This is a genomic window from Ralstonia flatus, assembly GCF_958439105.1.
GTDB lineage: Bacteria > Pseudomonadota > Gammaproteobacteria > Burkholderiales > Burkholderiaceae > Ralstonia > Ralstonia flatus.
Genome location: NZ_CAUDLI010000003.1, coordinates 48590 through 72719, shown reverse-complemented (window position 1 = coordinate 72719; position 24130 = coordinate 48590). Strand labels below are relative to the sequence as shown.

21 protein-coding genes are annotated in these 24130 nt (G+C 63.7%); 17 read left to right on the top strand and 4 right to left on the bottom strand.

Going from position 1 to position 24130, the window contains the following annotated elements; translation table 11 throughout:
- Positions 1-7: 7 nt before the first annotated feature.
- From R2676_RS07355 to R2676_RS07315, 9 genes are all read left to right on the top strand, one after another.
- The gene (locus tag R2676_RS07355; protein WP_206275343.1) at positions 8-2563 is read left to right on the top strand and encodes a heavy metal translocating P-type ATPase; all 2556 of its coding nucleotides are present in this window, start codon (positions 8-10) and stop codon (positions 2561-2563) included.
- A gap of 11 nt (positions 2564-2574) precedes the next feature.
- The gene (gene ccoS / locus R2676_RS07350; protein ID WP_027677589.1) at positions 2575-2754 is read left to right on the top strand and encodes a cbb3-type cytochrome oxidase assembly protein CcoS; all 180 of its coding nucleotides are present in this window, start codon (positions 2575-2577) and stop codon (positions 2752-2754) included.
- 95 nt (positions 2755-2849) lie between these two features.
- Positions 2850-4307 carry a cytochrome-c oxidase, cbb3-type subunit I gene (gene ccoN / locus R2676_RS07345; protein ID WP_027677588.1) on the top strand — a complete coding sequence of 486 codons (1458 nt, stop codon included), beginning with the start codon at positions 2850-2852 and terminating at the stop codon, positions 4305-4307.
- A gap of 10 nt (positions 4308-4317) precedes the next feature.
- Positions 4318-5001, top strand: coding sequence for a cytochrome-c oxidase, cbb3-type subunit II (gene ccoO, locus R2676_RS07340; RefSeq protein WP_206275342.1), 684 nt, complete (start codon positions 4318-4320; stop codon positions 4999-5001).
- Between the two features lie 3 nt (positions 5002-5004).
- A complete protein-coding gene (locus R2676_RS07335; RefSeq protein ID WP_027677586.1) occupies positions 5005-5187 on the top strand; it encodes a cbb3-type cytochrome oxidase subunit 3 in 183 nt (60 codons plus the stop codon).
- Positions 5188-5199: 12 nt separating this feature from the next.
- On the top strand, positions 5200-6123 hold the full coding sequence (gene ccoP / locus R2676_RS07330) for a cytochrome-c oxidase, cbb3-type subunit III (RefSeq protein ID WP_206275341.1): 924 nt from the start codon (positions 5200-5202) through the stop codon (positions 6121-6123).
- On the top strand, positions 6120-7583 hold the full coding sequence (gene ccoG, locus R2676_RS07325; RefSeq protein ID WP_206275340.1) for a cytochrome c oxidase accessory protein CcoG: 1464 nt from the start codon (positions 6120-6122) through the stop codon (positions 7581-7583). Before ccoP ends, ccoG begins: the two co-directional genes overlap by 4 nt.
- A gap of 35 nt (positions 7584-7618) precedes the next feature.
- The gene (locus R2676_RS07320) at positions 7619-7846 is read left to right on the top strand and encodes a FixH family protein (protein WP_027677583.1); all 228 of its coding nucleotides are present in this window, start codon (positions 7619-7621) and stop codon (positions 7844-7846) included.
- Positions 7843-8097, top strand: coding sequence for a hypothetical protein (locus R2676_RS07315; RefSeq protein ID WP_004626404.1), 255 nt, complete (start codon positions 7843-7845; stop codon positions 8095-8097). The genes R2676_RS07320 and R2676_RS07315 overlap by 4 nt, the downstream gene beginning before the upstream one ends.
- Positions 8098-8118: 21 nt before the next feature.
- On the opposite strand, the gene fnr is transcribed toward R2676_RS07315, so the two are convergent.
- A complete protein-coding gene (gene fnr / locus R2676_RS07310) occupies positions 8119-8847 on the bottom strand; it encodes a fumarate/nitrate reduction transcriptional regulator Fnr (protein WP_081785303.1) in 729 nt (242 codons plus the stop codon).
- Positions 8848-9026: 179 nt separating this feature from the next.
- Between fnr and R2676_RS07305 the strand changes: the two genes are divergently transcribed.
- The 8 genes from R2676_RS07305 (at position 9027) to truB (ending at position 19556) form a co-directional block, all read left to right on the top strand.
- Positions 9027-9770 (top strand): sulfite exporter TauE/SafE family protein, encoded by a 744-nt coding sequence (locus R2676_RS07305; RefSeq protein ID WP_206275754.1) that lies wholly within the window; start codon positions 9027-9029, stop codon positions 9768-9770.
- A 486-nt stretch (positions 9771-10256) separates the two neighbouring features.
- Positions 10257-11099 carry an SMC-Scp complex subunit ScpB gene (gene scpB / locus R2676_RS07300; protein WP_206275753.1) on the top strand — a complete coding sequence of 281 codons (843 nt, stop codon included), beginning with the start codon at positions 10257-10259 and terminating at the stop codon, positions 11097-11099.
- A gap of 90 nt (positions 11100-11189) precedes the next feature.
- Positions 11190-12971 carry a pseudouridine synthase gene (locus R2676_RS07295; protein ID WP_206275752.1) on the top strand — a complete coding sequence of 594 codons (1782 nt, stop codon included), beginning with the start codon at positions 11190-11192 and terminating at the stop codon, positions 12969-12971.
- Between the two features lie 207 nt (positions 12972-13178).
- Entirely contained in the window at positions 13179-13667 is a 489-nt protein-coding gene (rimP, locus tag R2676_RS07290; protein ID WP_065857735.1) for a ribosome maturation factor RimP, read from the top strand.
- On the top strand, positions 13664-15139 hold the full coding sequence (nusA, locus tag R2676_RS07285; protein ID WP_027677577.1) for a transcription termination factor NusA: 1476 nt from the start codon (positions 13664-13666) through the stop codon (positions 15137-15139). The genes rimP and nusA overlap by 4 nt, the downstream gene beginning before the upstream one ends.
- Before the next feature lie 62 nt (positions 15140-15201).
- Positions 15202-18096 (top strand): translation initiation factor IF-2, encoded by a 2895-nt coding sequence (gene infB, locus R2676_RS07280; protein ID WP_102067043.1) that lies wholly within the window; start codon positions 15202-15204, stop codon positions 18094-18096.
- Between the two features lie 129 nt (positions 18097-18225).
- Complete coding sequence (gene rbfA / locus R2676_RS07275) at positions 18226-18597, top strand: 30S ribosome-binding factor RbfA (RefSeq protein ID WP_004626422.1); 372 nt, start codon at positions 18226-18228, stop codon at positions 18595-18597.
- 2 nt (positions 18598-18599) lie between these two features.
- Positions 18600-19556: a tRNA pseudouridine(55) synthase TruB gene (truB, locus tag R2676_RS07270; RefSeq protein WP_206275339.1), complete on the top strand. Its 957-nt coding sequence runs from the start codon at positions 18600-18602 to the stop codon at positions 19554-19556.
- A gap of 66 nt (positions 19557-19622) precedes the next feature.
- Here truB and R2676_RS07265 read toward each other — a convergent pair whose 3' ends face one another.
- The 3 genes from R2676_RS07265 to R2676_RS07255 all read right to left on the bottom strand — a co-directional run bounded on the left by R2676_RS07265 (position 19623) and on the right by R2676_RS07255 (position 24068).
- Positions 19623-21179, bottom strand: coding sequence for a DHA2 family efflux MFS transporter permease subunit (locus R2676_RS07265; RefSeq protein WP_206275338.1), 1557 nt, complete (start codon positions 21177-21179; stop codon positions 19623-19625).
- A gap of 3 nt (positions 21180-21182) precedes the next feature.
- Positions 21183-22472: an HlyD family secretion protein gene (locus R2676_RS07260; protein WP_206275337.1), complete on the bottom strand. Its 1290-nt coding sequence runs from the start codon at positions 22470-22472 to the stop codon at positions 21183-21185.
- A gap of 66 nt (positions 22473-22538) precedes the next feature.
- Complete coding sequence (locus R2676_RS07255; RefSeq protein WP_206275336.1) at positions 22539-24068, bottom strand: AdeC/AdeK/OprM family multidrug efflux complex outer membrane factor; 1530 nt, start codon at positions 24066-24068, stop codon at positions 22539-22541.
- Positions 24069-24130: the final 62 nt, after the last annotated feature.

Below are 24130 nucleotides of genomic sequence, written 5' to 3'. Positions count from 1 at the left end.
CCTCATAATGACGACGACATTCGCCCCCATCCACCCAGCCGCGCATCCAACTGCGCCGGTTGCCGGCTCAGGCTCGCCTATTGGCCCGAGCGGGGCAGGCGCGTCGCACGCCACCTGCTATCACTGCGCATCGCCGCTCGATGGCGCCACCGCCGTCTACGCGGATATTGGCGGCATATCCCGAGAATTTTGCTGTGCCGGCTGCCAGGCAGTCGCGCAAACGCTGCACGCCTCCGGCATGGGTCACGTCTATGACGGCCCAATCGCCTTTGCCAAACCCATCGAAGGGGACCGCCGCACCGAAGCTGAAGCGGTTTGGGCGACCTACGACTTACCCGTCATGCGCGAGCGCTTCGTACGCAAGCGTGCTGACGGCGCAGAAGAACTCTCGCTTGCCATCAGCGGCATGCGTTGCGCTGCGTGCGTGTGGCTGATCGAGCGCGCGCTTTCGCAAGTGCCCGGCATCCGCGAGGCCACCGTCAATTACGCCACGGAGCGCGCGCGCATCGTCGCAGATGCGGGAGCGATGCGGCTGTCCGCGGTATTTGCCGCCATTGCCGACGTCGGATATGAAGCCTGGCCCGATCAGCCGTCCGCCCGCCGCACTGCCGAGGCGCGGGAACGGCGCAGCCTGCTGATCCGCCTGGGATTGGCCATGCTCGGCATGATGCAAGTGATGATGTACGCATGGCCGGTGTACCTGCACGGCGGCGACATCCCCGTGAGCCAGACGCGCCTGATGCAATGGGCGAGCCTGTTGCTGACGGTGCCGGTGGTGTTGATCTCTGCACGGCCCATTTTCATCAACGCGTGGCGGCAGGTACGGCATGCGCACGTCGGCATGGACGTGCCCGTGGCGCTGGGCATTGGCGCAGCATTCGTTGCGAGCGTAGTCGCCACCGTGCGCGGTCATGGTGAAACATATTTCGATTCGGTGACGATGTTCGTCGCTTTCCTGCTGGCGGCGCGCTATCTGGAGCTGCGTGCGCGGCAAAGCGCAGCGTCGGGCGCCGAGGCGTTGGTGCGTCAGTTGCCGGCCACCTGCCGGCGCATCGATGCCGAAAGCGGTGCGCTGGAAACCATCCCTGTCGCGACCTTGCGGCCAGGCGATTGCGTGGAGGTGCGCGCCGGTGAAGTCCTGCCTGCAGACGGCATCATCGAACACGGCACCACCGAGATCGACGAATCGCTTCTCTCCGGCGAAAGCGTGCCGCGTCCGCGCGACGTGGGCGCGATCGTGCTCGCAGGCAGTTACAACGTTGTCAGCGCCATTCGCGTGCGTGTGAACCGCGTGGGCACCCAGACGCGCCTTGCCGCCATCGTCGATCTGCTTGAACGCGCCTTGACCGACAAGCCGCGCATGGCGGAACTCGCCGATCGTGTGGCCGGGCGATTCGTGGCTGTGCTGCTTGGCTGGGCCTTGCTGACTGCGATTGCGTGGTGGTGGATCGACCCGACACGCATGTTTGCCGTCACGGTGGCGGTGCTGGTGGTGAGTTGTCCATGCGCGCTGTCGCTGGCCACGCCGTCTGCGCTGGCTGCTGCCAGTGGCGCGCTGGCACGGCGCGGTGTGCTGGTCACGCGCGGTCACGCCATCGAGAGCCTGGCGGCCGCTACGGACGTGCTGCTCGACAAGACCGGCACGCTCACGGAGGGGCGCTTGCGCTTGCTGAGCATTGAGACCTTCTCCGACCTCGATGCAGAGGACTGCCTCGCATTGGCTTGCGCGATGGAGCAATCCGAGAACCATCCGATCGCCCAGTCGCTGCGCGCCGCCGCATCAGATGCAATGCCGTTGCCCGTCTTGGAGTTGGTGACCAACGTACCGGGGCAGGGCGTGTATGCCATGACCGGTCACCAATTGATGCGGTTGGGCACGCAGTCGTTCGCGGCGAGGCAATACGCCAATCACGCGGTCACTTCCATCCGCTACACCACGGAAACGCCAATGGAGGAGGTGCCGCCCGCGGCTGCATGCACCTCGGTCTGGCTCGGGCGCAATGGCGAGCCGCTCGCGCGCTTCACGCTGGCCGATACGCCGCGTGCCGATGCGCCCGCCTGCCTGAGTGCACTTCGTGCACAGGGCTTGTGCTTGCATCTCGTTTCCGGTGATGCGCCTGAGACCGTGCATTGGTGGGCCAACCGACTCGGCATCGACCACGCCGTCGGCGGCGCAAGCCCGGAAGACAAACGCGCCTACGTGCGCAAGCTCCAGGCAAACGGCGCCCGCGTGCTGGCAGTGGGTGACGGCATCAACGACGCGCCGCTGCTTGCGCAGGCGCAGGTCTCCATCGCCATCGGATCCGGTGCGCCACTGGCCCAGGCCGGCGCGGACGCCATTCTCACAGAGCCCCGGCTGCTCGCCATCAGCGAAGCCGTGTCGATTGGTCACCGCGCATTGCGGGTGGTGCGCCAGAACCTCGGCTGGGCCTTCGCTTACAACGCGATCAGCATTCCGCTGGCCACGCTCGGGTGGCTGTCTCCGTTGGCGGCGGGCATCGGTATGTCGGTGTCATCGCTGCTGGTGGCGCTCAACGCATGGCGCCTTTCGCGCGCGACTTAGAAGGAGAGGCCATGGAAACGCTGTTTCTGCTGATTCCACTGTCGCTGATGCTCGTGGTGGCGATCGTGGGCGCGCTCTGGTGGGCCGTCGGCTCCGGGCAGTACGACGATCTCAAGGCGCCCGCCGAATCGATTCTGTTGGACCCCGATACCCCCACACGCGACGCAGTGTCGCACAACGGAACTGCTTAACCACATTGGCCGGGTTGCCTTGATGCACGTCAAGGCCCTCCAGCGGCCTGGTTCTTAACATGACCACATCACACCAACTATCTTGGGGAGCAAGCATGCAATCGTCCAGCGCGTTGCAGCCCACCCAGACCTTCAACTACCGCGTTGTCCGCCAGTTCTCGATCATGACGATCGTCTGGGGCATCGTCGGTATGGCGGTCGGTGCGCTGATCGCGGCCCAGTTGATCTGGCCGCAATTGAATTTCGGGGTGCCGTGGTTGACCTACGGCCGGCTGCGTCCTCTGCACACGAACGCCGTCATCTTTGCGTTCGGCGGCAGCGCGCTGTTTGCGACGTCTTACTACATCGTTCAGCGCACGTGCCAGGTGCGTCTGCTTTCCGACACGCTGGCTGCATTCACTTTTTGGGGCTGGCAGGCCGTGATTGTGGCGGCTGCCATCACGCTGCCGCTGGGCTACACAAGTTCGAAGGAATACGCCGAGCTGGAATGGCCGATCGACATCCTGATCACCGTGGTGTGGGTGGTTTATGCGATCGTGTTTTTCGGCACCATCATCAAGCGCAAGACCCGGCACATCTACGTGGCCAACTGGTTCTTCGGCGCTTACATCATCACCATCGCGCTGCTGCATATCGTCAACAACGCCGAGCTGCCGGTGTCGCTGTGGAAGTCGTACTCGGCTTATGCCGGCGTGCAAGACGCGATGGTGCAATGGTGGTACGGCCACAACGCGGTGGGCTTCTTCCTGACCACCAGCTTCCTGGGCATGATGTACTACTTCGTGCCCAAGCAGGCAGAGCGTCCGATCTATTCGTACCGCCTGTCGATCGTGCACTTCTGGGCGCTGAATTTCACCTACATGTGGGCGGGTCCGCACCACCTGCAATACACCGCGTTGCCGGACTGGGCGCAGTCGCTTGGCATGGTGTTTTCGCTGATCCTGCTGGCGCCGTCGTGGGGCGGCATGATCAACGGGATCATGACCCTCTCGGGTGCCTGGCACAAGCTGCGCACGGATCCGATCCTGAAGTTCCTCGTGGTGGCGCTGTCGTTCTACGGCATGGCGACGTTCGAGGGCTCGATGATGTCCATCAAGACCGTCAACGCGCTGTCGCACTACACCGATTGGACGATCGGCCACGTGCACTCCGGCGCCCTGGGCTGGGTCGCGATGATCACCATCGGCTCGATGTACTACATGATCCCGCGCCTGTTCGGCCAGCAGAAGATGTACAGCACACGCCTGATCGAAGTGCACTTCTGGGTGGCGACCATCGGCGTGGTGCTCTACATCGCCGCGATGTGGGTGGCCGGCGTGATGCAAGGCCTGATGTGGCGTGCCACCGAGGCCGACGGCACGCTCACCTACAGCTTTGTCGAGGCCGTCAAGGCAACGTACCCGTTCTACCTGATTCGGTTGCTGGGCGGCCTGTGCTTCCTGGGCGGCATGCTGCTGATGGCGTTCAACGTGTTCAAGACCATCCAGGGCAGCAAGGCAATCGATGCGCCGATTCCTCAACCCGCCCAGACCCCGATGGTCGCGGCACAGTGAGGAGGGGAACATGAGCAACCAATCCAACAAGTTTTTCTCGCACGAGACGCTCGAAAAGAACATCGGCTTCCTGATCGTGCTGACGCTGGTGGTGGTCAGCATTGCCGGGCTGGTGCAGATCGTGCCGCTGTTCTTCCAGCATTCGACCACTGAGCCGGTCAAGGGCATCGCACCGTATTCGCCGCTGCGGCTGGCTGGGCGCGACATCTACATTCGCGAAGGCTGCGTTGGCTGCCACTCGCAGCAGGTGCGTACGCTGCGCGCTGAAACCGAACGCTACGGCCACTATTCGCTGGCGGGCGAATCGGTCTTCGATCATCCGTTCCTGTGGGGTTCCAAGCGCACGGGTCCGGACTTGGCGCGCGTGGGCCAACGCTACTCGGATGACTGGCACCGCATTCACCTGCGCGATCCGCGTGAGGTGGTGCCCGAGTCGAACATGCCGTCGTATGCGTGGCTGTCGAAGACGCCGCTGGACAACAGCGACATCGAAAAGAAGATGCACGTCCTGCGCCAGCTTGGTGTGCCGTACACGGATGCGCAGATTGCCGGGGCGCGCGAGCAACTGGTCGGCAAGACGGAAGAAGACGCCGTGGTCGCCTATCTGCAAGGGCTGGGCATTGAACTGCGCAACGTCCGTGATGTGGCTGCCGCGCCGGCTGCTGCACCCGCCACCGTTGCCGCCAAGGAGTAAGCCATGGCCATGCTGAGTGCAATTGCGACTGCCGTCTTCCTCGTGCTGTTCGTCGGCATCACGTGGTGGGCATTCTCCGCGCATCGTCGCGCCGCCAATGCGGAATCGGCCATGCTGCCGTTCCTGCTGCCCGATGAGGCCGAGGTCGCCGGTGCGCGCGCAGACGCGTCGCGCCCGCATCAATAAGGACACAGAATCATGAGCGACTTCATTTCGGAGTTCTGGGGGTATTACATCGCAGCGATCGCCCTGGTCGGCATCGTGTGGTGCATCTGGCTGCTGTTCTCCCAGCGGCGTATTCAAGTGGCACCCGGGCAGAGCGCCGGTGAAGATACCGGCCACGTTTGGGATGGCGATCTGCGCGAACTGAACAATCCGCTGCCGCGCTGGTGGATGTGGATGTTCTTGCTGTCGTGCATCTTTGCGCTGGGATACCTGATCCTGTACCCGGGCTTGGGCGCATATGGCGGTGTGCTGGGTTTCTCCACACGCGGCGAGCTGGCCTCGCAGCGTGCGGCCGCCGACGCGCAGGTGCGACCGCTCTACGAGCGCTATGCCGGCATGGACATCAAGCAGATCGCCGCCGACCCGCAGGCCCATGAGATTGGCCAGCGCCTGTTTCTGAACAACTGTGCGCAGTGCCATGGCTCGGATGCTGGCGGCTCGAAGGGCTTTCCGAATCTGACCGACGGCGATTGGCTGTACGGCGGCGAGCCCGACACCATCCTGACCACGATCACCAAGGGCCGTCACGGTGTCATGCCGTCGCTGGCCGCGGTGGTGGACGGCAACCAGGCGGTCAACGTGGCGAACTACGTGCGCTCGCTGTCGGGCCTGTCGTATGACCCGATCAAGGCAGCGCGGGGCGAGCCGACGTTCAAGTCGGTCTGCGCGGCATGCCACATGGCAACGGGCAAGGGCAATCAGGCGCTCGGCGCTCCCAACCTGACCGACCGCGTCTGGCTGTACGGCAGTTCGGAAGCGACCATCGTCGAGGCCATCCTCAAGGGCCGCGACAACACGATGCCGGCACACGAAAACCTGCTCTCGCCGGAGAAGATCCGCATGCTGGCGGCCTATGTCTGGGGCCTCTCCAATAGCAACACGAGCCACGCGCAATGAGCGACAAAGAACCAGCCTGGCGCCCCATGACGCCCGCCGTTGCGGCGGCGGGCGCCGATGATGCACCGACCGAGCAAATGCTTTATGAGGTCCGGCGCAAGATTTATCCGCGTGCCGTGACCGGGGCGTTTGCGCGTTGGCGCGTCTGGCTGGTGCTGGCCACTCAGGCCATCTTCTATGGCTTGCCGTGGCTGCAGTGGAATGGTCGACAAGCCGTGCTGTTTGACCTGGGCGCACGCAAGTTCTACCTGTTTGGCCTCGTGTTATGGCCGCAGGACGTGATTTACCTGACGGTGCTGTTGGTGCTGTCGGCGTTGGGGCTGTTCCTGTTCACTGCGGTGGCAGGGCGGCTCTTTTGCGGTTATGCCTGCCCACAGACGGTCTACACCGAGATCTTCATGTGGATCGAGCGGCATGTCGAAGGTGACCGCTTTGCCCGCATCCGCCTCGACGGTGAGCGTTGGAGCCTGCGCAAGTTTCGCCTGAAGGCCGCAAAGCATTCTGCGTGGATTCTTATCGCGCTATGGACGGGCTTCACCTTCGTCGGCTTCTTCACGCCGATCCGCGATCTCGGCATGGAGACGTGGACGCTTTCTCTCGGCCCGTGGCAAACGTTCTGGATGTTGTTCTACGCCTTCGCCACATGGGGCAACGCCGGCTTCATGCGCGAGCAGGTGTGTCGCTACATGTGCCCGTACGCGCGTTTCCAGAGCGTGATGGTCGACCCCGATACCTATGTCGTCACGTACGACACGCAGCGGGGCGAACCGCGTGGCAGCCGCTCCCGCAACGCCGACTTTGAAGCGCAGGGCCTGGGCTCGTGCGTCGACTGCAGCATCTGCGTGCAGGTGTGCCCAACCGGCATAGACATCCGGCAGGGGTTGCAGTACGAATGCATCGGCTGCGGCGCATGCATCGACGCCTGCGATCAGGTCATGGACAAGATGCGCTACCCGCGCGGCCTCATCCGCTATACATCGGAGCGGGCCATGCACGATCGGCTCAGCCCGAAAGAGGCGCGCCGGCATCTGTTGCGCCCGCGCGTGCTGATCTACAGCGCGATCATGCTCGCGCTCATCATTGGCTTCATCGTGGCCCTGATGATGCGTCAGCCGCTCAAGGTGGATGTGATCCGCGATCGTGGTGCCCTTGCGCGCGAAGTGGATGGCGGCAAGATCGAGAACGTTTACCGCCTGCAGTTGATGAACGCCTCCGAGCAACCCTTGCGCGTGACCATCACCGCAGAAGGCATGCCGGAACTGGACGTGGAAGGCGGTCGAGGCGAATCGACCACGCTGGAATTGCCGCCTGCCGCCAATCGTCTGGTGCCGGTGCGCGTGCGTCGACCCGCTGACGACGCAACGCCTGGTTCGCACAAGATCCATTTCGTCATTCAGGCAGATCACGGCAATGGCAGCCTCGTGCTGCGCGAGCCGTCAAGCTTCATTGTGCCGCGCTAGCGTGGCACGAGCGGCATCTCCAACAGGAGGCAACGATGCACGCAACGCAAACTTCAGCACCCGCACGCCCCTGGTGGCGTGAGCCCTGGCCGTGGCTCCTGATGGCCGGACCGTTCGTCGCCATCATCGGCTGTGGCGTGACGATCTGGCTGGCGGCTTCGCATCCGGATGCCGTCATTCACGATAACGTTGTGCGGCGCGGTTTGGTCGTCGAGAAGCCGGCTGCGGCGCCCGCGCATGCCATGCCCGCGGAGGCCCGATGAAGCGTCGACTGCTGATGTGGATTCTGTGGCCGGCATTTCTGTCGGCCGCGCTGGCTGAGCTTGTGGTCTTCGCTGTGGTAGACCCTGCCGATCTGCGTTTTTTCGGCGAGCAGATCACGGTGTCGGCCCAGGCGGTCTACACCGTGTCGTTCTTTGTGTTCTGGTTGCTGTGCGGATTGTCGAGCGCGCTGACGCTCTATGTATCGCCAGGTATCGGCAAACTGGAAGCGCACGAACACCCGCTCGTGTGAGCGGGCGCCATGGACGGTAACTCAGGCGGCCTGACCGCTCATCACCTGGCGCAGGCCGGCCAGGTCGATGAGCTTGACGTGGCGTTGGCGGATCTGAATGAGGCCCGCTTCGGCAAAGCGCGAAAACAGGCGGCTGACCGTTTCGAGTTTCAGACCCAGATAGCTGCCCAGTTCTTCGCGGCTCATGCGCAGTACGAATTCGGTCGAGGAATATCCGCGCTGCGCCGAACGCTTGGAAAGATTGAGCAGGAAAGCCGCGAGACGTTCTTCTGCGCGCATGGACCCGAGCGTGAGCAGCATCAGGTGATCCTGCGAGATTTCCTTGCTCATGATGCGCAGGAACTGATGCTGCAGCGAAGGCAGTCGGCGCGAAAGCTGTTGCAGCTCGTCGTAACGCACCACGCAGACTTCGGTATCTTCCAGCGCAGTCGCGTCCGACACATGGCGCATGTCGCCAATGCCATCGAGCCCGACGATTTCACCCGGCAGGTGGAATCCCGTGATCTGGTGACGGCCGTCTTCAAGCGTCAGATGGGTTTTGAGCGTGCCGAAACGAATGCCGTACACGGCTTCAAGCGGCTCGCCCAAAGCATAGAGCGATTGCCCCTTCTTAATACGGATGCGCTCGCCGACCAAATCGTCCATCTTGCGCACGTCGTCGGAATTCATCCCCACCGGAAGGCAGATTTGCCCGAGTACACAGGTGGAGCAGCGCGAGGCTTGGTCAGTAAGTGCGATTCGAGTGAGCACGGGCGGGGCGACTGGATTTCCAGAAAGTGAAATGAGTAATTCTTGTGGTGCAACTCAACTTATTATAGCGGCGACCTTCTTGCCGTCGGACATTTCCGATGCGGCAAAACGCGTCAATTACGCTGAGTTCGCCACAGCAAAACGAAAACCTTAGCCCATATCAAAAGAGCGTCAAAAAGATGAGTGCCGCGGCGCTTCTGAGTGTTTTTCTAATTGCACTGCTTGGTGGTGTGCATTGTCTGGCGATGTGCAGCGGTATCGCGCTGGCGGCGGAACGCGGGACCGTGCCGGTGCGAATTGTGTCGCGTCGCCGGCTGTGGTTCGAGCAGGTCGTCATGCATGCGGGGCGACTGACCACGTATGCGTTGCTCGGCGCCATCATGGGAGCGATGGGCGCGACCATCTGGCGCCAGCAGTGGCTACCGATCCAGCGCGGCTTGTTTGCCTTTGCCAGCGCTTTGTTACTTGCCTACGGGGTTCTGCTGCTCGTGCGTTCCGCCTCCGATACGTGGCGCAGCGTGTGGATTGAGCGGCTGCTTGGTCGCGTCGCCGGCGCGCTGTCTCGGGTGGCGGCCACGCTAGGCGGCGGGCTGCAACGTCGGCCGCCGTTGCTGCGCCGGTATATCACCGGATTGGCCTGGGGCCTGGTGCCGTGCGGCATGGTCTACGGCGCATTGGCCGTGGCGTTGTTGGCAGGCAACGGCCCCTCCGGGGCGGTCGTCATGCTCGCCTTTGGTGCCGGTACGCTGCCCAATCTATTGATGATGTCCGGTCTGGCCGGCTGGCTGCGCGGCCTGTCGCGACAGCGGTGGGCACGCGGCGCGGCGGGCGTCGCTATCGCCGTGTTCGGGATCTGGGGCCTGGTGCACGCGATCTGGCTGCCGGAGATGCTCAACGCACACGGCTTCTGTCTCGTACTGTAGGCGTTTAAAGCACGCGAAAATCGCCATCCTGCCTGGGACGGGCGGCTAGGACATCTTCCCGGTTGCGGCGCCGCGGGAAATTGCCCTACAATCGACAACAATTCGATTCGCCACCCGCGCACATTAACAATCCCAAGCGCGGCGCCAAGCGATGCCATCCAGCGGTAAAGTCACCCTGGACAGTCGATTCGGGCGGGCTGCCATTCTTCGTTGACAGTCGTCCGGCGCAGTATCCGTCCCCATGGCGGCGGAAGAAATTGCCCTTGTGGTGCCTGACCGGCACCGGATCAACTCGCTCCTCCGGCCCTACTTTGCGGGCATAGCCACTGCGTTTCGGTGCAAGGCCCAATTGAATAATTGGCCTTCGCGCGCCAGGCCCGGGTGGGCAACAGCATTCAGAAATGCCGCGTGCTTCGCGGTGGGACGACAAACCTCAAGCGTGACGGCGACTTGCCGCGCGCGAGCAATGACGAGCCGCTCAACCCGATGAATACCCAAGAGGCGAAGATCGTCCTCGAGACCGCGCTGATCTGCGCGCAGGACCCGTTGCGAGTCAATGACTTGCGCAAGCTGTTCGACGAAGATGTTTCCGCAGACACCATCCGTGTGCTGCTCGAAGAGCTGCGCCAGGACTGGCTCAATCGCGGTGTCGAACTGGTTGCGCTGGCCTCCGGCTGGCGTTTGCAGAGCCGCCCCGAGATGCGTGTGTATCTCGACCGCCTGCATCCGGAAAAGCCGCCCAAGTACTCGCGCGCCGTGATGGAAACGCTGGCGATCATCGCCTATCGCCAACCGGTGACGCGCGGCGATATCGAAGACATTCGCGGCGTGACGGTCAACACGCAGGTCATCAAGCAGATTGAAGACCGCGGCTGGATCGAGGTCATCGGTCATCGTGACGTGCCGGGCCGTCCGGCGCTGTATGCGACGACCAAGCAGTTTCTCGACGACCTTGGCCTGCGCTCGCTCGACGAGCTGCCGCCGCTGGAAGATGCCCGCGCCCAGGCGCAGGCAAGCCTGCTCGAGCAGGGCGCCATCGAATTCGAGGGCGGCGCAATTGCAGTGGAAGAGTTGACGGCGATGGTCAACGACGCGCCGGAAGGTGCCGAAAGCGCAGACGTCTCGGTGGCGGAAACCGCGGAATTGCCGGTGGCCGAGGCACCTGCCGAGGTGGTTGTGGAAACGCCGGTGCAGTCTGAAGTGGTCGCGGGCCAGGAACCGGCCCTGGAGGCCGAAGCGCAGGCGGTGAGTGCGACCGAGGTCGCGTCCGAAGACGAGCACAAAACACCGGCTGAGCCACCCGTGGCTCCTGCCAATGAACATTCGTAACACCATGTTCGCCGCGCAGTCGGCGCATGGTTTGAACCCCTAGATTTGAAAGACGTTGTGAGCACTCAGCCAGATTCCATGGATACACGTATGCCGGCCGACGCCGACGCTCAGCCGCCGCGACAAGATGGCGGTGATGGGACTGAGGCCGCGCCTCGTCGCAAGGGATTGCGCCGCGGCTTGCGCAACCTCGTGGCTTCTCGCCGCCAGCAGCAGGATGGTCGCCCCGAAGGCGAAGTCGCTGACGCGGGTGCCGCAGACGCTGGCCAGGCTGCGCAACCGCGCAAGAGCCGCGCCCCCCGGGCACGCAAGCCGAAAGAGGCAGCCGGCGAGCCGGCGGCCGCTGCCGCAGAAGGCGCAGCTCCTACGGAACAGGCGCCCGCCGAAGGGCAGGGCGAGCGACGTGGCCCGCGCGGCCGTTTCGGCAAGAACCGCCGTCGCCAGGGCGAAGGCCAGCCGGCAGAACGCGCGGAGCGCAGCGAGCGTACGGAAGGTGCAGCTGGCAAGAGCGCGGGTGGTCGTGGCAAGCAGCAGAACCGCAACGGCAAACCGCAAGGCAAGGCGGGCGGCCAGAATCAGAATCGCGGCGGCAAGGGGCCAAAGGGCGGCAAGGGCTCCGAAGACGTCTTCCAATATGTGATTTCCGGCGCGTATGACTCGGAAGCCGACACCGGCGGCGCATCGCAGCCTCCCAAGATGCGCGAACTGACTTCCGATGATGACGCGCCCAAGCTGCACAAGATCCTGGCTGATGCTGGGCTGGGTTCGCGCCGTGACATGGAGGATCTGATCCTGCAGGGTCGTGTCTCCGTGAATGGTCTGCCGGCCCACATCGGCCAACGCATTCTCGCGACCGACCAGGTCCGCGTGAATGGCAAGCTCATCCAGCGCAAGCTGCCGAACAAACCGCCGCGCGTGCTGCTGTATCACAAGCCGGCCGGTGAAATTGTCAGCCAGTCCGATCCGGAAGGCCGTCCGACCGTGTTCGATGCATTGCCGCGCATGAAGACTGGCAAGTGGGTCGCCGTGGGGCGTCTCGACTTCAACACCGAAGGCCTGCTGATCTTCACGACCTCCGGCGACATCGCCAACCGTTTCATGCACCCGCGCTATGGCGTCGAACGTGAATATGCGGTGCGTACGCTCGGCGAATTGGCGGAGACCGACCGCCAGAAGCTGCTGCATGGGATCCCGCTCCAGGACGGCGAAGCGAACTTCCTGCGCTGCGTCGACGGCGGCGGCGAGGGTGTCAACCACTGGTACCACGTGGCCCTGACCGAAGGCCGGAACCGTGAAGTCCGACGTATGTTCGAGGCGGTGAACCTCACCGTGTCACGCCTGATTCGTACGCGCTATGGCAGCTTCGTGCTGCCGCGCGGCCTCAAGCGCGGCCGCTGGCAGGAGGTGTCGGCAGAGGATGTGCGTACGCTGATGGGCACGCTGGGCATGAAGGTGCCGACGGCGAGTTCTGGCGGTGGGCAAGATCGCCAGGGCAACCGTCGCCGTGGGCCCGCGCCGGTGCTGATGGGGCCGATGTCGTCCGGTTTTGCCGGGGAAGCGAACTTCCAGTCACGCGGTATGGGCATCGAGAACGGGAATCGCGCGCAACCCGCGCAGCGCCGTCCGTCCAGCCCGCGCCAGCCCGATCCGATGCAAACCTCCATGGGCTACATCAATGTGGGTGGCCCGACCACGCTGACGGCGCGCACGCGCATGGGCGAGCGTCCGAATGGCCGTGGGGGCGCTGCCGGCGGTGGGATGCGAGACGGCAATCGCACGCCGGGTAACAAACGCCCTGGCAAGGGCGGCGGTGGCATGCCGAATGGCAATAAGGCGCCGCGCGGCGGTGGCAAGCGAGGCGGTAAGCGCTAAGAAATGTGGGCGTTGTGTGCGGCATCCGTCGCAGCGCCCCATTTTGTGGCGGCTTCTGGGCAATTTTTGCGTTTTGCCCCGAGACGTATTACAATGTGAGTCTAATCAAAAGTCATCCTGTAGAAGATGGGCGAATGATATGGGCGTTGCGCCCATTTTTTTTTGCTTCGGCAGGTTGGCCATACCGGGAAATTCTTCAGGAAAAACGTGCATCTGACTGATCTGATTGAGAAAACCCTCGCCGCCATGGGTTACGAGCTGGTGGAAGTGGAGCGCGCGCCCGCCGGGCTGCTGCGCGTGTATATCGATCAGGCAGAAAACGGCATCGTCATTGAAGATTGCGAAAAAGTGAGTCATCAGCTCACGCGCGTGTTCGAAGTTGAAAACGTCAACTACGAACGGCTGGAAGTGTCGTCGCCGGGGCTGGACCGCCCGCTGCGCACGCTGGCCGATTTCACCCGCTTCGCCGGCCTTGAGGCCAAGGTGACGCTGCGCTTGCCAGTGGGCGGGCAAAAGAATTTCACGGGAATCATTCAGGCTCCGACGGGCGAGCCAGGCCAGGAACGAATCGGCCTTGAGTTTGAGGGCCAGGAAGGCCCCGCGCTGCTGGAATTCACGCTGTCGGAACTTGACCGCGCCCGGCTGGTGCCCGTGCTGGACTTCAAAGGAAATCGAAACAAAGGGAACAAGCAATGAGCCGCGAAGTTCTGTTGCTCGTCGATGCGCTTGCGCGCGAAAAAAACGTCGACAAGGATGTGGTGTTCGGGGCGCTGGAAGCTGCACTGGCTTCGGCGACCAAGAAGCGCTTTGAAGAAGACGTGGATGTGCGCGTGGCGATCGACCGTGAGTCGGGCGAACACGAAACCTTCCGTCGCTGGCTCGTCGTTCCCGACGATGCAGGCCTGCAGGAGCCGGACAAGCAGATTCTGCTGTTCGAAGCCAAGGAGCAGAACCCTGACCTCGACGTCGACGATTTCGTCGAAGAGCAGATCGAATCGGTCGAGTTCGGCCGTATCGGGGCGCAGGCTGCCAAGCAGGTGATCCTGCAGCGTATCCGCGATGCCGAGCGCGAGCAGATCCTGAACGACTACCTGGATCGTGGCGAAAAGGTCATGACCGGCACGATCAAGCGCGCCGACAAGAAGGGCCTGATCGTTGAAACCGGCCGCGTCGAAGCGCTGCTGGCCCGCGACCAGATGATCCCGAAGGAAAACCTGCGCACGGGCGACCGCGTCCGCGCATATATCCTGAATGTCGACCGCACCGCACGCGGCCCGCAGATCGAGCTGTCCCGCACGTGCCCCGAGTTCCTGATCAAGCTCTTCGAAAACGAAGTGCCGGAAATGGAACAGGGCCTGTTGGAGATCAAGGCCGCCGCGCGCGATCCGGGCGTGCGTGCGAAAATCGCGGTCGTTGCACACGACAAGCGCATTGATCCGATCGGTACCTGCGTCGGTGTGCGCGGCACGCGTGTGACCGCCGTGCGTAACGAAGTCGGCGGCGAAGCTGTGGACATCGTGCTGTGGTCGGAAGATCCGGCGCAGTTCGTGATCGGCGCGCTGGCGCCGGCGCAAGTGCAGTCCATCGTCGTGGACGAGGAAAAGCACAGCATGGACGTGGTGGTCGACGAGGAGAACCTCGCCGTGGCCATCGGCCGTAGCGGCCAGAACGTTCGCCTGGCGTCGGAACTGACCGGCTGGCAGATCAACATCATGACGCCGGCTGAATCTGCGCAGAAGCAGGCTGAAGAAAGCTCCGTCGTTCGTCAGTTGTTCATGGCGAAACTCGACGTGGACGAAGAGGTTGCCGACATCCTGATCGAAGAGGGCTTCAGCTCGCTCGAGGAAGTGGCCTACGTGCCGCTGCAGGAAATGCTGGAAATCGAAGCGTTCGACGAAGACACCGTCAACGAGCTGCGCAACCGCGCTCGCGACGTGCTGTTGACGATGGAGCTGGCGAAGGAAGAAAAGGTCGAGAAGGTGTCGCAAGACCTGCGCGACCTCGAGGGGCTGACCCCGGAGCTGATCGGCAAGCTGGCCGAGGGGAACATCCAGACGCGTGACGACTTGGCCGAGCTGGCCGTGGACGAATTGGTCGAAATGACCGGCGTCGACGAAGAACAGGCCAAGGCGCTGATCATGAAGGCGCGTGAACACTGGTTTTCGTGAGTCGCATAAGCGTTGATCGTTTATCGCAATCCTCACTGAAACCAAGCATCGAAAGGGTTTGAATGGCAAGCACAACAGTTGCCCAACTCGCTGGCGAATTGAACCGTAGCGCATCGGCGCTGCTGGAACAATTGCAGGCCGCGGGCGTGCAAAAGGCGACGCCGGAAGACGTCATCACCGAATCGGACAAGACCCGTCTGCTCGACTATCTCAAGCGAGCACACGGCAGCGCCGAGGATGGCGCGCGCAAGAAGATCACGATCACCAAGCGCGAAACCAGTGAAATCCGCCAGGCGGACGCCACCGGCAAGACGCGCACCGTGCAAGTGGAAGTCAAAAAGAAGCGCGTGCTGGTCAAGCGTGATGAGCCGAACGCCGCACAGGCTGAATCGGAAGCCGCAGAGGCCGCACCGGTGGTCGATGCCGAGGAAATCGCGCGTCGCGAGGAAGAACAACGCCGCCAGGCCGAATTGCTGGCCCGTCAGGAAGCCGAGCTGAAGGCGCGCCAGGAAGCGATGGAGCGCGAGGAAGCCGAACGCCGCGCCCGCCAGGAAGCCGCCGAAGCCGAGCAGAAGCGTCAGGCTGAACTCGCTGCCAAGAAGGCGGAAGAGGAAGCCGTTGCCGCCCGCGCAGCCGCTGAAGCGTCGGACGAAGCCCCGCGCCGCAAGGCCGAGGAGGACGCCGCGCGTCTGGCAAGCGAGCGTGAGGCCGCACAGAAGGCCGCTGACGAAGCGCGCGTTGCTGCGGACAAGATCAAGGCTGAGGAAGACGCTGCACGTAAGCGCCGCGAAGCTGCCGAAGCCGAAGCCCGCGCTATCCGCGAGATGATGAGCGCCCCGGCCCGCGTGTTGAAGACGCCGGCCGAGCGTAAGGCTGAAGAGGTCAAGAAGGCCGAGCAATCGGGCACGCTGCACAAGCCGGTCAAGCCGGCTGGCGAAGCACGCCCGGCTGCGGCTGCCAAGAAGCCGGCTGCCCCGGCACCTGCTGCGGCTGCACCTAGCTCGCCGTCGGGTGACAAGAAGGGCGGTCGTGGCAAATCGGGTTGGCAAGACGACAACCGTACTGGCAAGCGTGGCGGCCTGAAGACGCGCGGCGACACCGGCGGTGGTGCCGATGGCTGGCGCTCTGGCTCCAAGGGCGGGCGTAACCGTCATGGCGACGACAACCGCAATGCATTCCAGGCACCGACCGAGCCGGTCGTGCGTGAAGTGCACGTGCCGGAAACCATCTCCGTTGCCGATCTGGCGCACAAGATGTCGGTCAAGGCCGCTGAAGTCATCAAGCAGATGATGAAGCTCGGCCAGATGGTCACGATCAACCAGGTGCTGGACCAAGAGACCGCGATGATCGTGGTCGAAGAAATGGGCCACCAGGCGGTCGCGGCCAAGCTGGACGATCCGGAAGCGCTGCTGATTGGCGGGGTGGAAGAGCCGACCAATGCCGAAGCTGAAACGCGTCCTCCGGTCGTGACCGTGATGGGTCACGTCGACCACGGCAAGACCTCGCTGCTGGATTACATCCGTCGTGCGAAGGTCGCGGCGGGCGAAGCCGGCGGCATCACGCAGCACATCGGCGCGTATCACGTCGAAACCGATCGCGGCGTCATCACGTTCCTGGACACCCCGGGTCACGAGGCCTTCACGGCCATGCGTGCACGCGGTGCCAAGGCCACTGACATCGTGATTCTGGTGGTGGCGGCCGACGACGGTGTCATGCCGCAGACGAAGGAAGCCATCGCGCACGCCAAGGCGGCCGAGGTGCCCATCGTGGTAGCGATCACCAAGGTCGACAAGCCGGAAGCCAACCCCGACCGCGTCAAGCAGGAACTGGTGGCAGAGAGCGTGATTCCGGAAGAGTACGGCGGCGATGTGCCCTTCGTGCCGGTGTCCGCCAAGACTGGCGAAGGCATCGACAGCCTGCTCGAAAACGTGCTGCTGCAAGCCGAAGTGCTGGAACTGAAGGCGCCGGTCAACGCGCCCGCCAAGGGTCTGGTGGTGGAAGCGCAGCTGGACAAGGGCAAGGGCCCGATCGCTACGGTGCTGGTGCAGAGCGGTACGCTCAAGCGCGGCGACGTGGTGCTCGCGGGCACGGCTTACGGCCGCGTGCGCGCCATGCTGGACGAAAACGGCAAGCCGGCGAAGGAAGCCGGTCCGTCGATCCCGGTGGAAATCCAGGGTCTGTCGGAAGTGCCGGGCGCTGGTGAAGAAGTGCTGGTGCTGCCGGACGAGCGCAAGGCGCGCGAAATCGCGCTGTTCCGCCAAGGCAAGTTCCGCGATGTGAAGCTGGCGCGCCAACAGGCTGCGAAGCTGGAAAACATGCTGGAGCAGATGAGCGAAGGCGACGTGAAGTCGCTGCCGCTGATCATCAAGGCAGACGTGCAGGGTTCGCAGGAAGCACTGGTGCACTCGCTGCAGAAGCTGTCGACCGACGAAGTGCGTGTGCAGGTCGTGCACGCCGCCGTGGGTGGTATCACCGAGTCGGACGTCAACCTGGCAACCGCGTCGAAGGCCGTCATCATCGGCTTCAACACGCGGGCCGATGCGGGCGCACGCAAGCTGGCCGAGCATCAGGGCATCGACATTCGCTACTACAACATCATCTATGACGCTGTGGATGAGGTGAAGGCGGCAATGTCCGGCATGCTGTCGCCGGAAAAGCGCGAAGAGACGACGGGTCTGGTCGAGGTGCGTCAGGTCTTCCACGTGCCGAAGGTTGGCGCGGTGGCCGGCTGTATGGTGCTGGACGGCTTCGTCAAGCGCAATTCGCTGGTGCGGGTGCTGCGTGCGAACGTGGTCATCTTCTCGGGCGAACTCGATTCGCTCAAGCGCTTCAAGGACGATGTGAAGGAAGTGAAGCAAGGCTTCGAATGCGGCCTGTCGATCAAGAACTTCAACGACGTTCAGGAAGGCGACCAACTCGAGATCTACGAGATCACCGAGGTGGCGCGTACGCTGTAATACGTTGGCCGGACGCTGCGGTGTCCGGCTCGACTTTGCGACGGTGGCCCGGGCGCGTCCCGCGCCACCGTTTTGTCTTTTTGGGCTGCGTCGGCGTGTGCTGGCGGCGGCCACGTGAGGAAACACACTATGCCGAAGAAATCGGGATCGGCCGCTGGCCGCAATGTGCGCATCGCCGATCAGATCCAGCGTGATCTGGCCGAATTGATCCAGCGCGAAATCAAGAACCCGGCCATGGGTCTGGTGACGCTGCAATCCGTCACGCTCACGCCTGACTACGCGCACGCCAAGATCTACTTCACGGTGCTGGGTGCGGAGCCGGAAGTGGCTGGCGCCATCCTGAACGAGAAAGCGGGCTACCTGCATTCGCTGTTGTTCAAGCGCCTGCACATCCACACGGTGCCGACATTGCATTTCCACTTTGACGGTTCGGTCGAGCGCGGTATCGAGATGTCGCGACTGATCGACGAGGCCAACGCCACGCGCGCCAAAGACGACTGAAGATGGCTGAGCAACATGCGCCCAAGCCACAGAAGCCGCCGCGTCGGGAGGTGCACGGTGTGTTGCTGCTGGACAAGCCGATCGGCTGGTCGAGCAACGATGCGCTGATCCGCGCCAAGCGCCTGCTGTGGGCCAAGAAGGCGGGGCATACCGGTACGCTGGATCCGCTTGCCACGGGATTGCTGCCGCTGTGCTTTGGTGAGGCGACCAAGTTTTCCCAGGACTTGCTTGATGCGGACAAGACGTACGAGACCATCGTGCGCCTTGGTATCAAGACGAGTACTGCGGATGCGGAAGGCGAGGTGCTGAGTGAGCGGCCGGTATCCGTCACGCCGGAGCAACTGCAGGCCGTCATCGCGCGCTTTGTCGGCGAAATCGATCAGGTGCCGCCGATGCATTCCGCGTTGAAGAAGGACGGCAAACCGTTGTACGAATACGCGCGCGCGGGGCAGACCGTGGAACGCGCCGCGCGGCGGGTCACGATCCACGCGATTGACGTCCTAGCGACAGATCTGGAGTCGGCCGAGCCGACGATTACGCTGCGTGTGTCCTGCAGCAAGGGGACCTACATCCGCACATTGGGTGAAGACATTGGCGAGGCGCTGGGCTGCGGCGCACATCTGGTTGCGCTGCGTCGCACGCAGGTGGGCAACCTGACGCTGAGCGGTGCTGTCACGCTCGAAGCGTTGGACGCTGCCGCCGAAGATGCCCGCACCGAATTGCTGGCGCCGGTCGATGCGCTGCTGCAGACGCTGCCGCGCGTGGAGCTGGATGCGGAAGAGAGCCGTCGCTTCCTGCATGGTCAGCGCCTGCCATTGCGATTGGCGTTGCCGAATGCGGACCAAGTGCGCGTCTACGGCGTGCGCGATGCGGTCGCGCCGGATGCTACTGCGTCGCTGCTCGGGGTGGCTGCCTGGCAAGGCGGTGTGCTGCGGCCGGAGCGGCTGGTGCATCTTTGAGCCGATCGACCTGCAACAAAAAAGCCACGCAGCGACGCGTGGCTTTTTTGTTTGCGGGATGTCCGCTCAGTGTGCCCCGGCAGCCGCTTCCGCACCGCCTGCCGACTTCGCTGGTTTGGTCAACCAGATGAAAACGATCAGCACGATAAACAGCACCGCCGAAATCCAGAAGATATCGTTGGCCCCCAGCATGGCGGCTTGCTGCGAGATCACACGCTCGATCGCGCCGTTGGCTTGCAGGTTAGGCATGCCAAGTTGCGTGTACTGGTTGATCGACGACGTGTAGGCGGGGTTGTACGCGTTTGCGTGCTCGACCAGTTGGGCGTGGTGCAGGGCAGAGCGGTTGTCCCAGATCGTGGTCGAGATCGATGCGCCGATACCACCAAACATGATCCGCACGAAGTTCGACAGGCCCGAGGCCGCCGGAATCCGCTCGGGCGCCAGACCCGACAGGATGATCGACGTGAGCGGGATGAAGAACATCGCCATCGCTGCGCCCTGAATGAGCGTCGGGATCAGCAGTGTCCACGTATCGATCTGCGTGGTGAAGTGCGAGCGCATCCAGAACACCAGCGCGAACGTCATGAACGCCGTTGTGGCCACCCAGCGCGCGTCCATCTTCGGCAGGTTCTTGCCGATGACGGGCGACAGGATGATGGCGAAGATGCCCACCGGCGCCATGATCAGGCCAGCATCGGTGGCGGTGTAGCCGACGATGGTCTGCAGCCACAGCGGCAGGATCACCAGGTTGCCGAAGAACAGCCCGTACGCCACCGAGATGGCGACCACCCCGGCGCTGAAGTTGCGGCCCTTGAACAAGGTCAAATCCACCACCGGGTGGTCTTCGGTTAGCTCCCAGATCAGGAAGAAGGCGAAGCCCACGACGGCGACGACGGTCAGCACAATGATCTCGGTCGAATTGAACCAGTCGAGTTCTTTGCCGCGATCCAGCATCAACTGCAGCGAGCCCACCCAGATGACCAGCAGCGCCAGCCCGATCTTGTCGATCGGCAGCGAACGTGTTTGCGATTCACGGTCTTTGTAGATGACCCACGTCGCATACGCCGCCAGAATGCCCACCGGGATGTTGATGTAGAAGATCCACGGCCACGTCATGTTGTCCGAGATCCAGCCACCCAGAATCGGCCCCATCACCGGCGCCACCAGCGTCGTCATCCCCCATAGCGCGAGCGCCATCGAACTCTTGGCTGGCGGATACGTCGAGAGCAGCAGCGATTGCGACAGCGGGATCATCGGGCCCGCGACCGCACCCTGGATGATCCGCGCGGTGATCAACGTGCCCATGTTGGGCGCCAGGCCGCACGCCCACGATGCCAGCACGAACAGGATGATGGAGGTCACGAACAGGCGCACCTGCCCGAAACGCTGCGTCAGCCACCCCGTGAGCGGCACCGAAATGGCATTGGCCACCGCAAACGAGGTGATGACCCACGTGCCCTGGTTCGGGGCCACGCCCAGGTCGCCCGAAATTGCCGGGATCGACACGTTGGCGATGGACGAATCCAGCACGTTCATGAAGGTGGCCAGCGACAGCGCCACTGTGCCGATCGCCAGTTTGGCGCCGGTCAGTGGCGGTAGCGGCTTGGGCGCGGCGGTTGCCATGCGTCAGACCTTGGGTGCGGGTTGCGAAGTGCGCGGAGCCGATACGGCCGGCACGTTGGAAGCGGCCGGCGCGGTTGCACCGCCGCGGCCAGCGTTGGCGCTGATGATGCTCGCGATGACCTGATCGGCTTCCTTGCCGGCCTGGTCGTAGACGGTCGTTTGCAACGGCGATGCAACCGGTGTAGTCGCCAGGCTCTGGCCGCCTTCATCATGGATGTCGACCTTCGCTTCCATCGACAGACCCACGCGCAGCGGATGGTCCTTCAGCTCCTTCGGGTCGAGCGACACGCGCACCGGCAGACGTTGCACCACCTTGATCCAGTTGCCGGTAGCGTTCTGTGCCGGCAGCAGCGAAAACGCCGAGCCCGTACCCGCCGAGAAACCGACCACCTTGCCGTGGTACGTCACGCTGCTGCCATACACGTCAGCCACCAGTTCAACCGGCTGGCCTACACGCATGTGGCGCACTTGCACTTCCTTGAAGTTGGCGTCCACCCAGAGCTGGTCCAGCGGCACGATGGCCATCAGCGGCGTGCCCGGGGCGACGCGCTGGCCGACCTGCACCGAACGCTTGGCCACATAGCCCGTCACCGAAGCCGGGAGGCTCGTACGCGCATAGGCGAGGTAAGCCTCGCGGACCTTGGCTGCGGCTTGCAACACGTTCGGGTGACGCTCCAGCGTGGTCTGCTCGGTCAGCACGCGGTTGCCCTGCAGCTGCTCCTTGGCGGCTTCCAGTGCGGACTGCGCAGCCTGCACCGCAGTCTGTGCGTGCGAGATTTCTTCCTGCGACACGGCGCCCGTACCGGCGATCTGCTTGCGGCGTGCCAGGTCGTCCTTGGCCTTGGCGAGATCGCTTTCGCGCATGGCCAGCGTGGCGGTGTACGCGCTGGTGTTCGAGTACAGCGTGCGCACCTGGCGCACCGTCTGCGCGAGCGCAGCTTCGGCCTGCTCGAGCGCAACGCGTGCATCGGCACGGTCCAGTTCGATCACGGGCTGGCCGGAGGTGACGAGCTGCGTGTCATCGGCGCGAATGGCCACCACGGTGCCTGCCACCTGCGGGGTCACCTGGACCACGTTGCCTTGCACGTAGGCATCGTCGGTGGACTCGAACCAGCGGCCGTACAGGCCCCAGTAGAGGCCGTAGCCGACGCCGGCAACCACCAGTGCGGCGGCCAGCGTGGTCAGCATGCGCTTGCGCTTTCCGTTGGCATTGCCGTTGCCGGGGGGCGTTGCCGCTGGGGCTGCGGGGGCGGGGGCAGCGGACGGTGCGGCTTGGGGCTTGTTGTCACTCATGATGTTGGCTCGAAAGAATGCGTTGGAACGGTCGGTTCAGTTCAGTTCGGTTCAATTCAGTGCAGGTCAGCCATGCGATGCGGCAGCGTCGGGCTTGGCGCCCGGCAGGTCTTCTGCCGTATAGCCGCCGCCGAGGGCCTTGATGAGGGCCATTTGCGCGTCGAGGCGGCGTGCCTGCAGGTCGGTCGCGAGCTTGCGTTGCTGCAGCACGGTTGTCTCGGCATTCAGCACGACCAGTTGGGTGCCAAGGCCTGCGCTGTAGCGCGTGCGGGCTAAGCTGTAGGCGCGCTCGGCCTCGCTCAGGGCCGTACGCTGGATCGCGATCTGCGCGTCGATGCTATGCAGCGCGGTGATCTGGTCGGCAGTGTCGTGCAGCGCTTCGGTCAGCGTCTGGTTGTAGCTGGCGACAGCGGCGTCATAGTTGGCGTACTTGCCGCGCAGATTGGCGCGCAGCTTGCCGCCCTGGAAGATCGGCAGCTTCAGCGCCGGGCCGATACCGAGCTGACGCGATGCGCCCAGCAGCAGGTTTTCCGGCGCAATCGAAGCGAGCCCCAGGAATGCAGTCAGGCTGATGTCCGGCAGGAACTGCGCCTTGGCCACATCGATGTCCTTCGACGCGGCTTCCACGCGCCAGCGCGCGGCCACGAGGTCGGGGCGGCGGCCGATCAAATCGATGGTGAGGTTGTTCGGCAGCTTGGGCGTGGCTTGTGCAAGCAGCGTGGGGCGCGCAATTGCCAAACCGCGGTCCGGGCCCTTGCCCAGCAGTGCGGCGAGCTGGTTGCGTGCGAGCGTGATCTGCTCGTCGACCTGCTCAAGTTCTGTTTGCGCGGCGGCCACGTTGGCGCGTGCCTGCGTGGTTTCGACTTGCGTATCCAGGCCGGCGCGCAGGCGTTGGCCCGCAAGGCTGGTCAAATCCTTGCGTTGCACGATCGCACGTTCAGCCACGTCGCGCTGCGCGTAGAGCGCGGCCAGCTTGGCGTAGGTGCGCGCCACCGTGGTCGACAGCATCAACCGCGAAGCCTGGCTCTCCGCTTCCATTGCTTTGTCGTCAGACAGCGCGGCTTCCAGCGCGGAGCGATTCTTGCCCCAGAAATCCAGGTCGTAGCTCACGCCGAGCTGGATCTTCGACTCCGTGAACCAACGGCCGGCCAGCGGCGTGCCTTCAAACATGTCGTATTCCGACAGGCGCTGGCGCGTCATCTCGGCATCGAGCCCGACGCTCGGATACAGATTGCCCCGCACCACATCCGCCATCGCACGCGAAGCACGCACGCGCGCAAAGGCGACCTGCAGGTTCGGGTTGTCTTTGATTGCCTCGTCCACCAGCGCGCGCAGTTGCGGATCGTTGAACTGATCGACCCAGCTCTGCGACGGCCACTGGCCGCCTTGCGAGGGCAACGATTGCGCGCTCGCCAACTGGTCCGGCGTTGTCAGTGTCTGTGTGCTGTGCGAATTGCCGAGGTTGGCGCAGCCGGCCAGCACAGCCAGCGTCACGGCGGAAAGCGCCACGCCCAGGCGCGCCGGCCATTGCGCGCGCGTGCTGCCTGCGCGGCTTTGGGGCGAAAGTGCCTGAGGGGCGGAGTTCAAGGCGTTCATGTTGTTTGATGTATCAAGCGATCGAGGAGGGCGTTCGGGGGCGGCCGGTGCAATGTCGGACA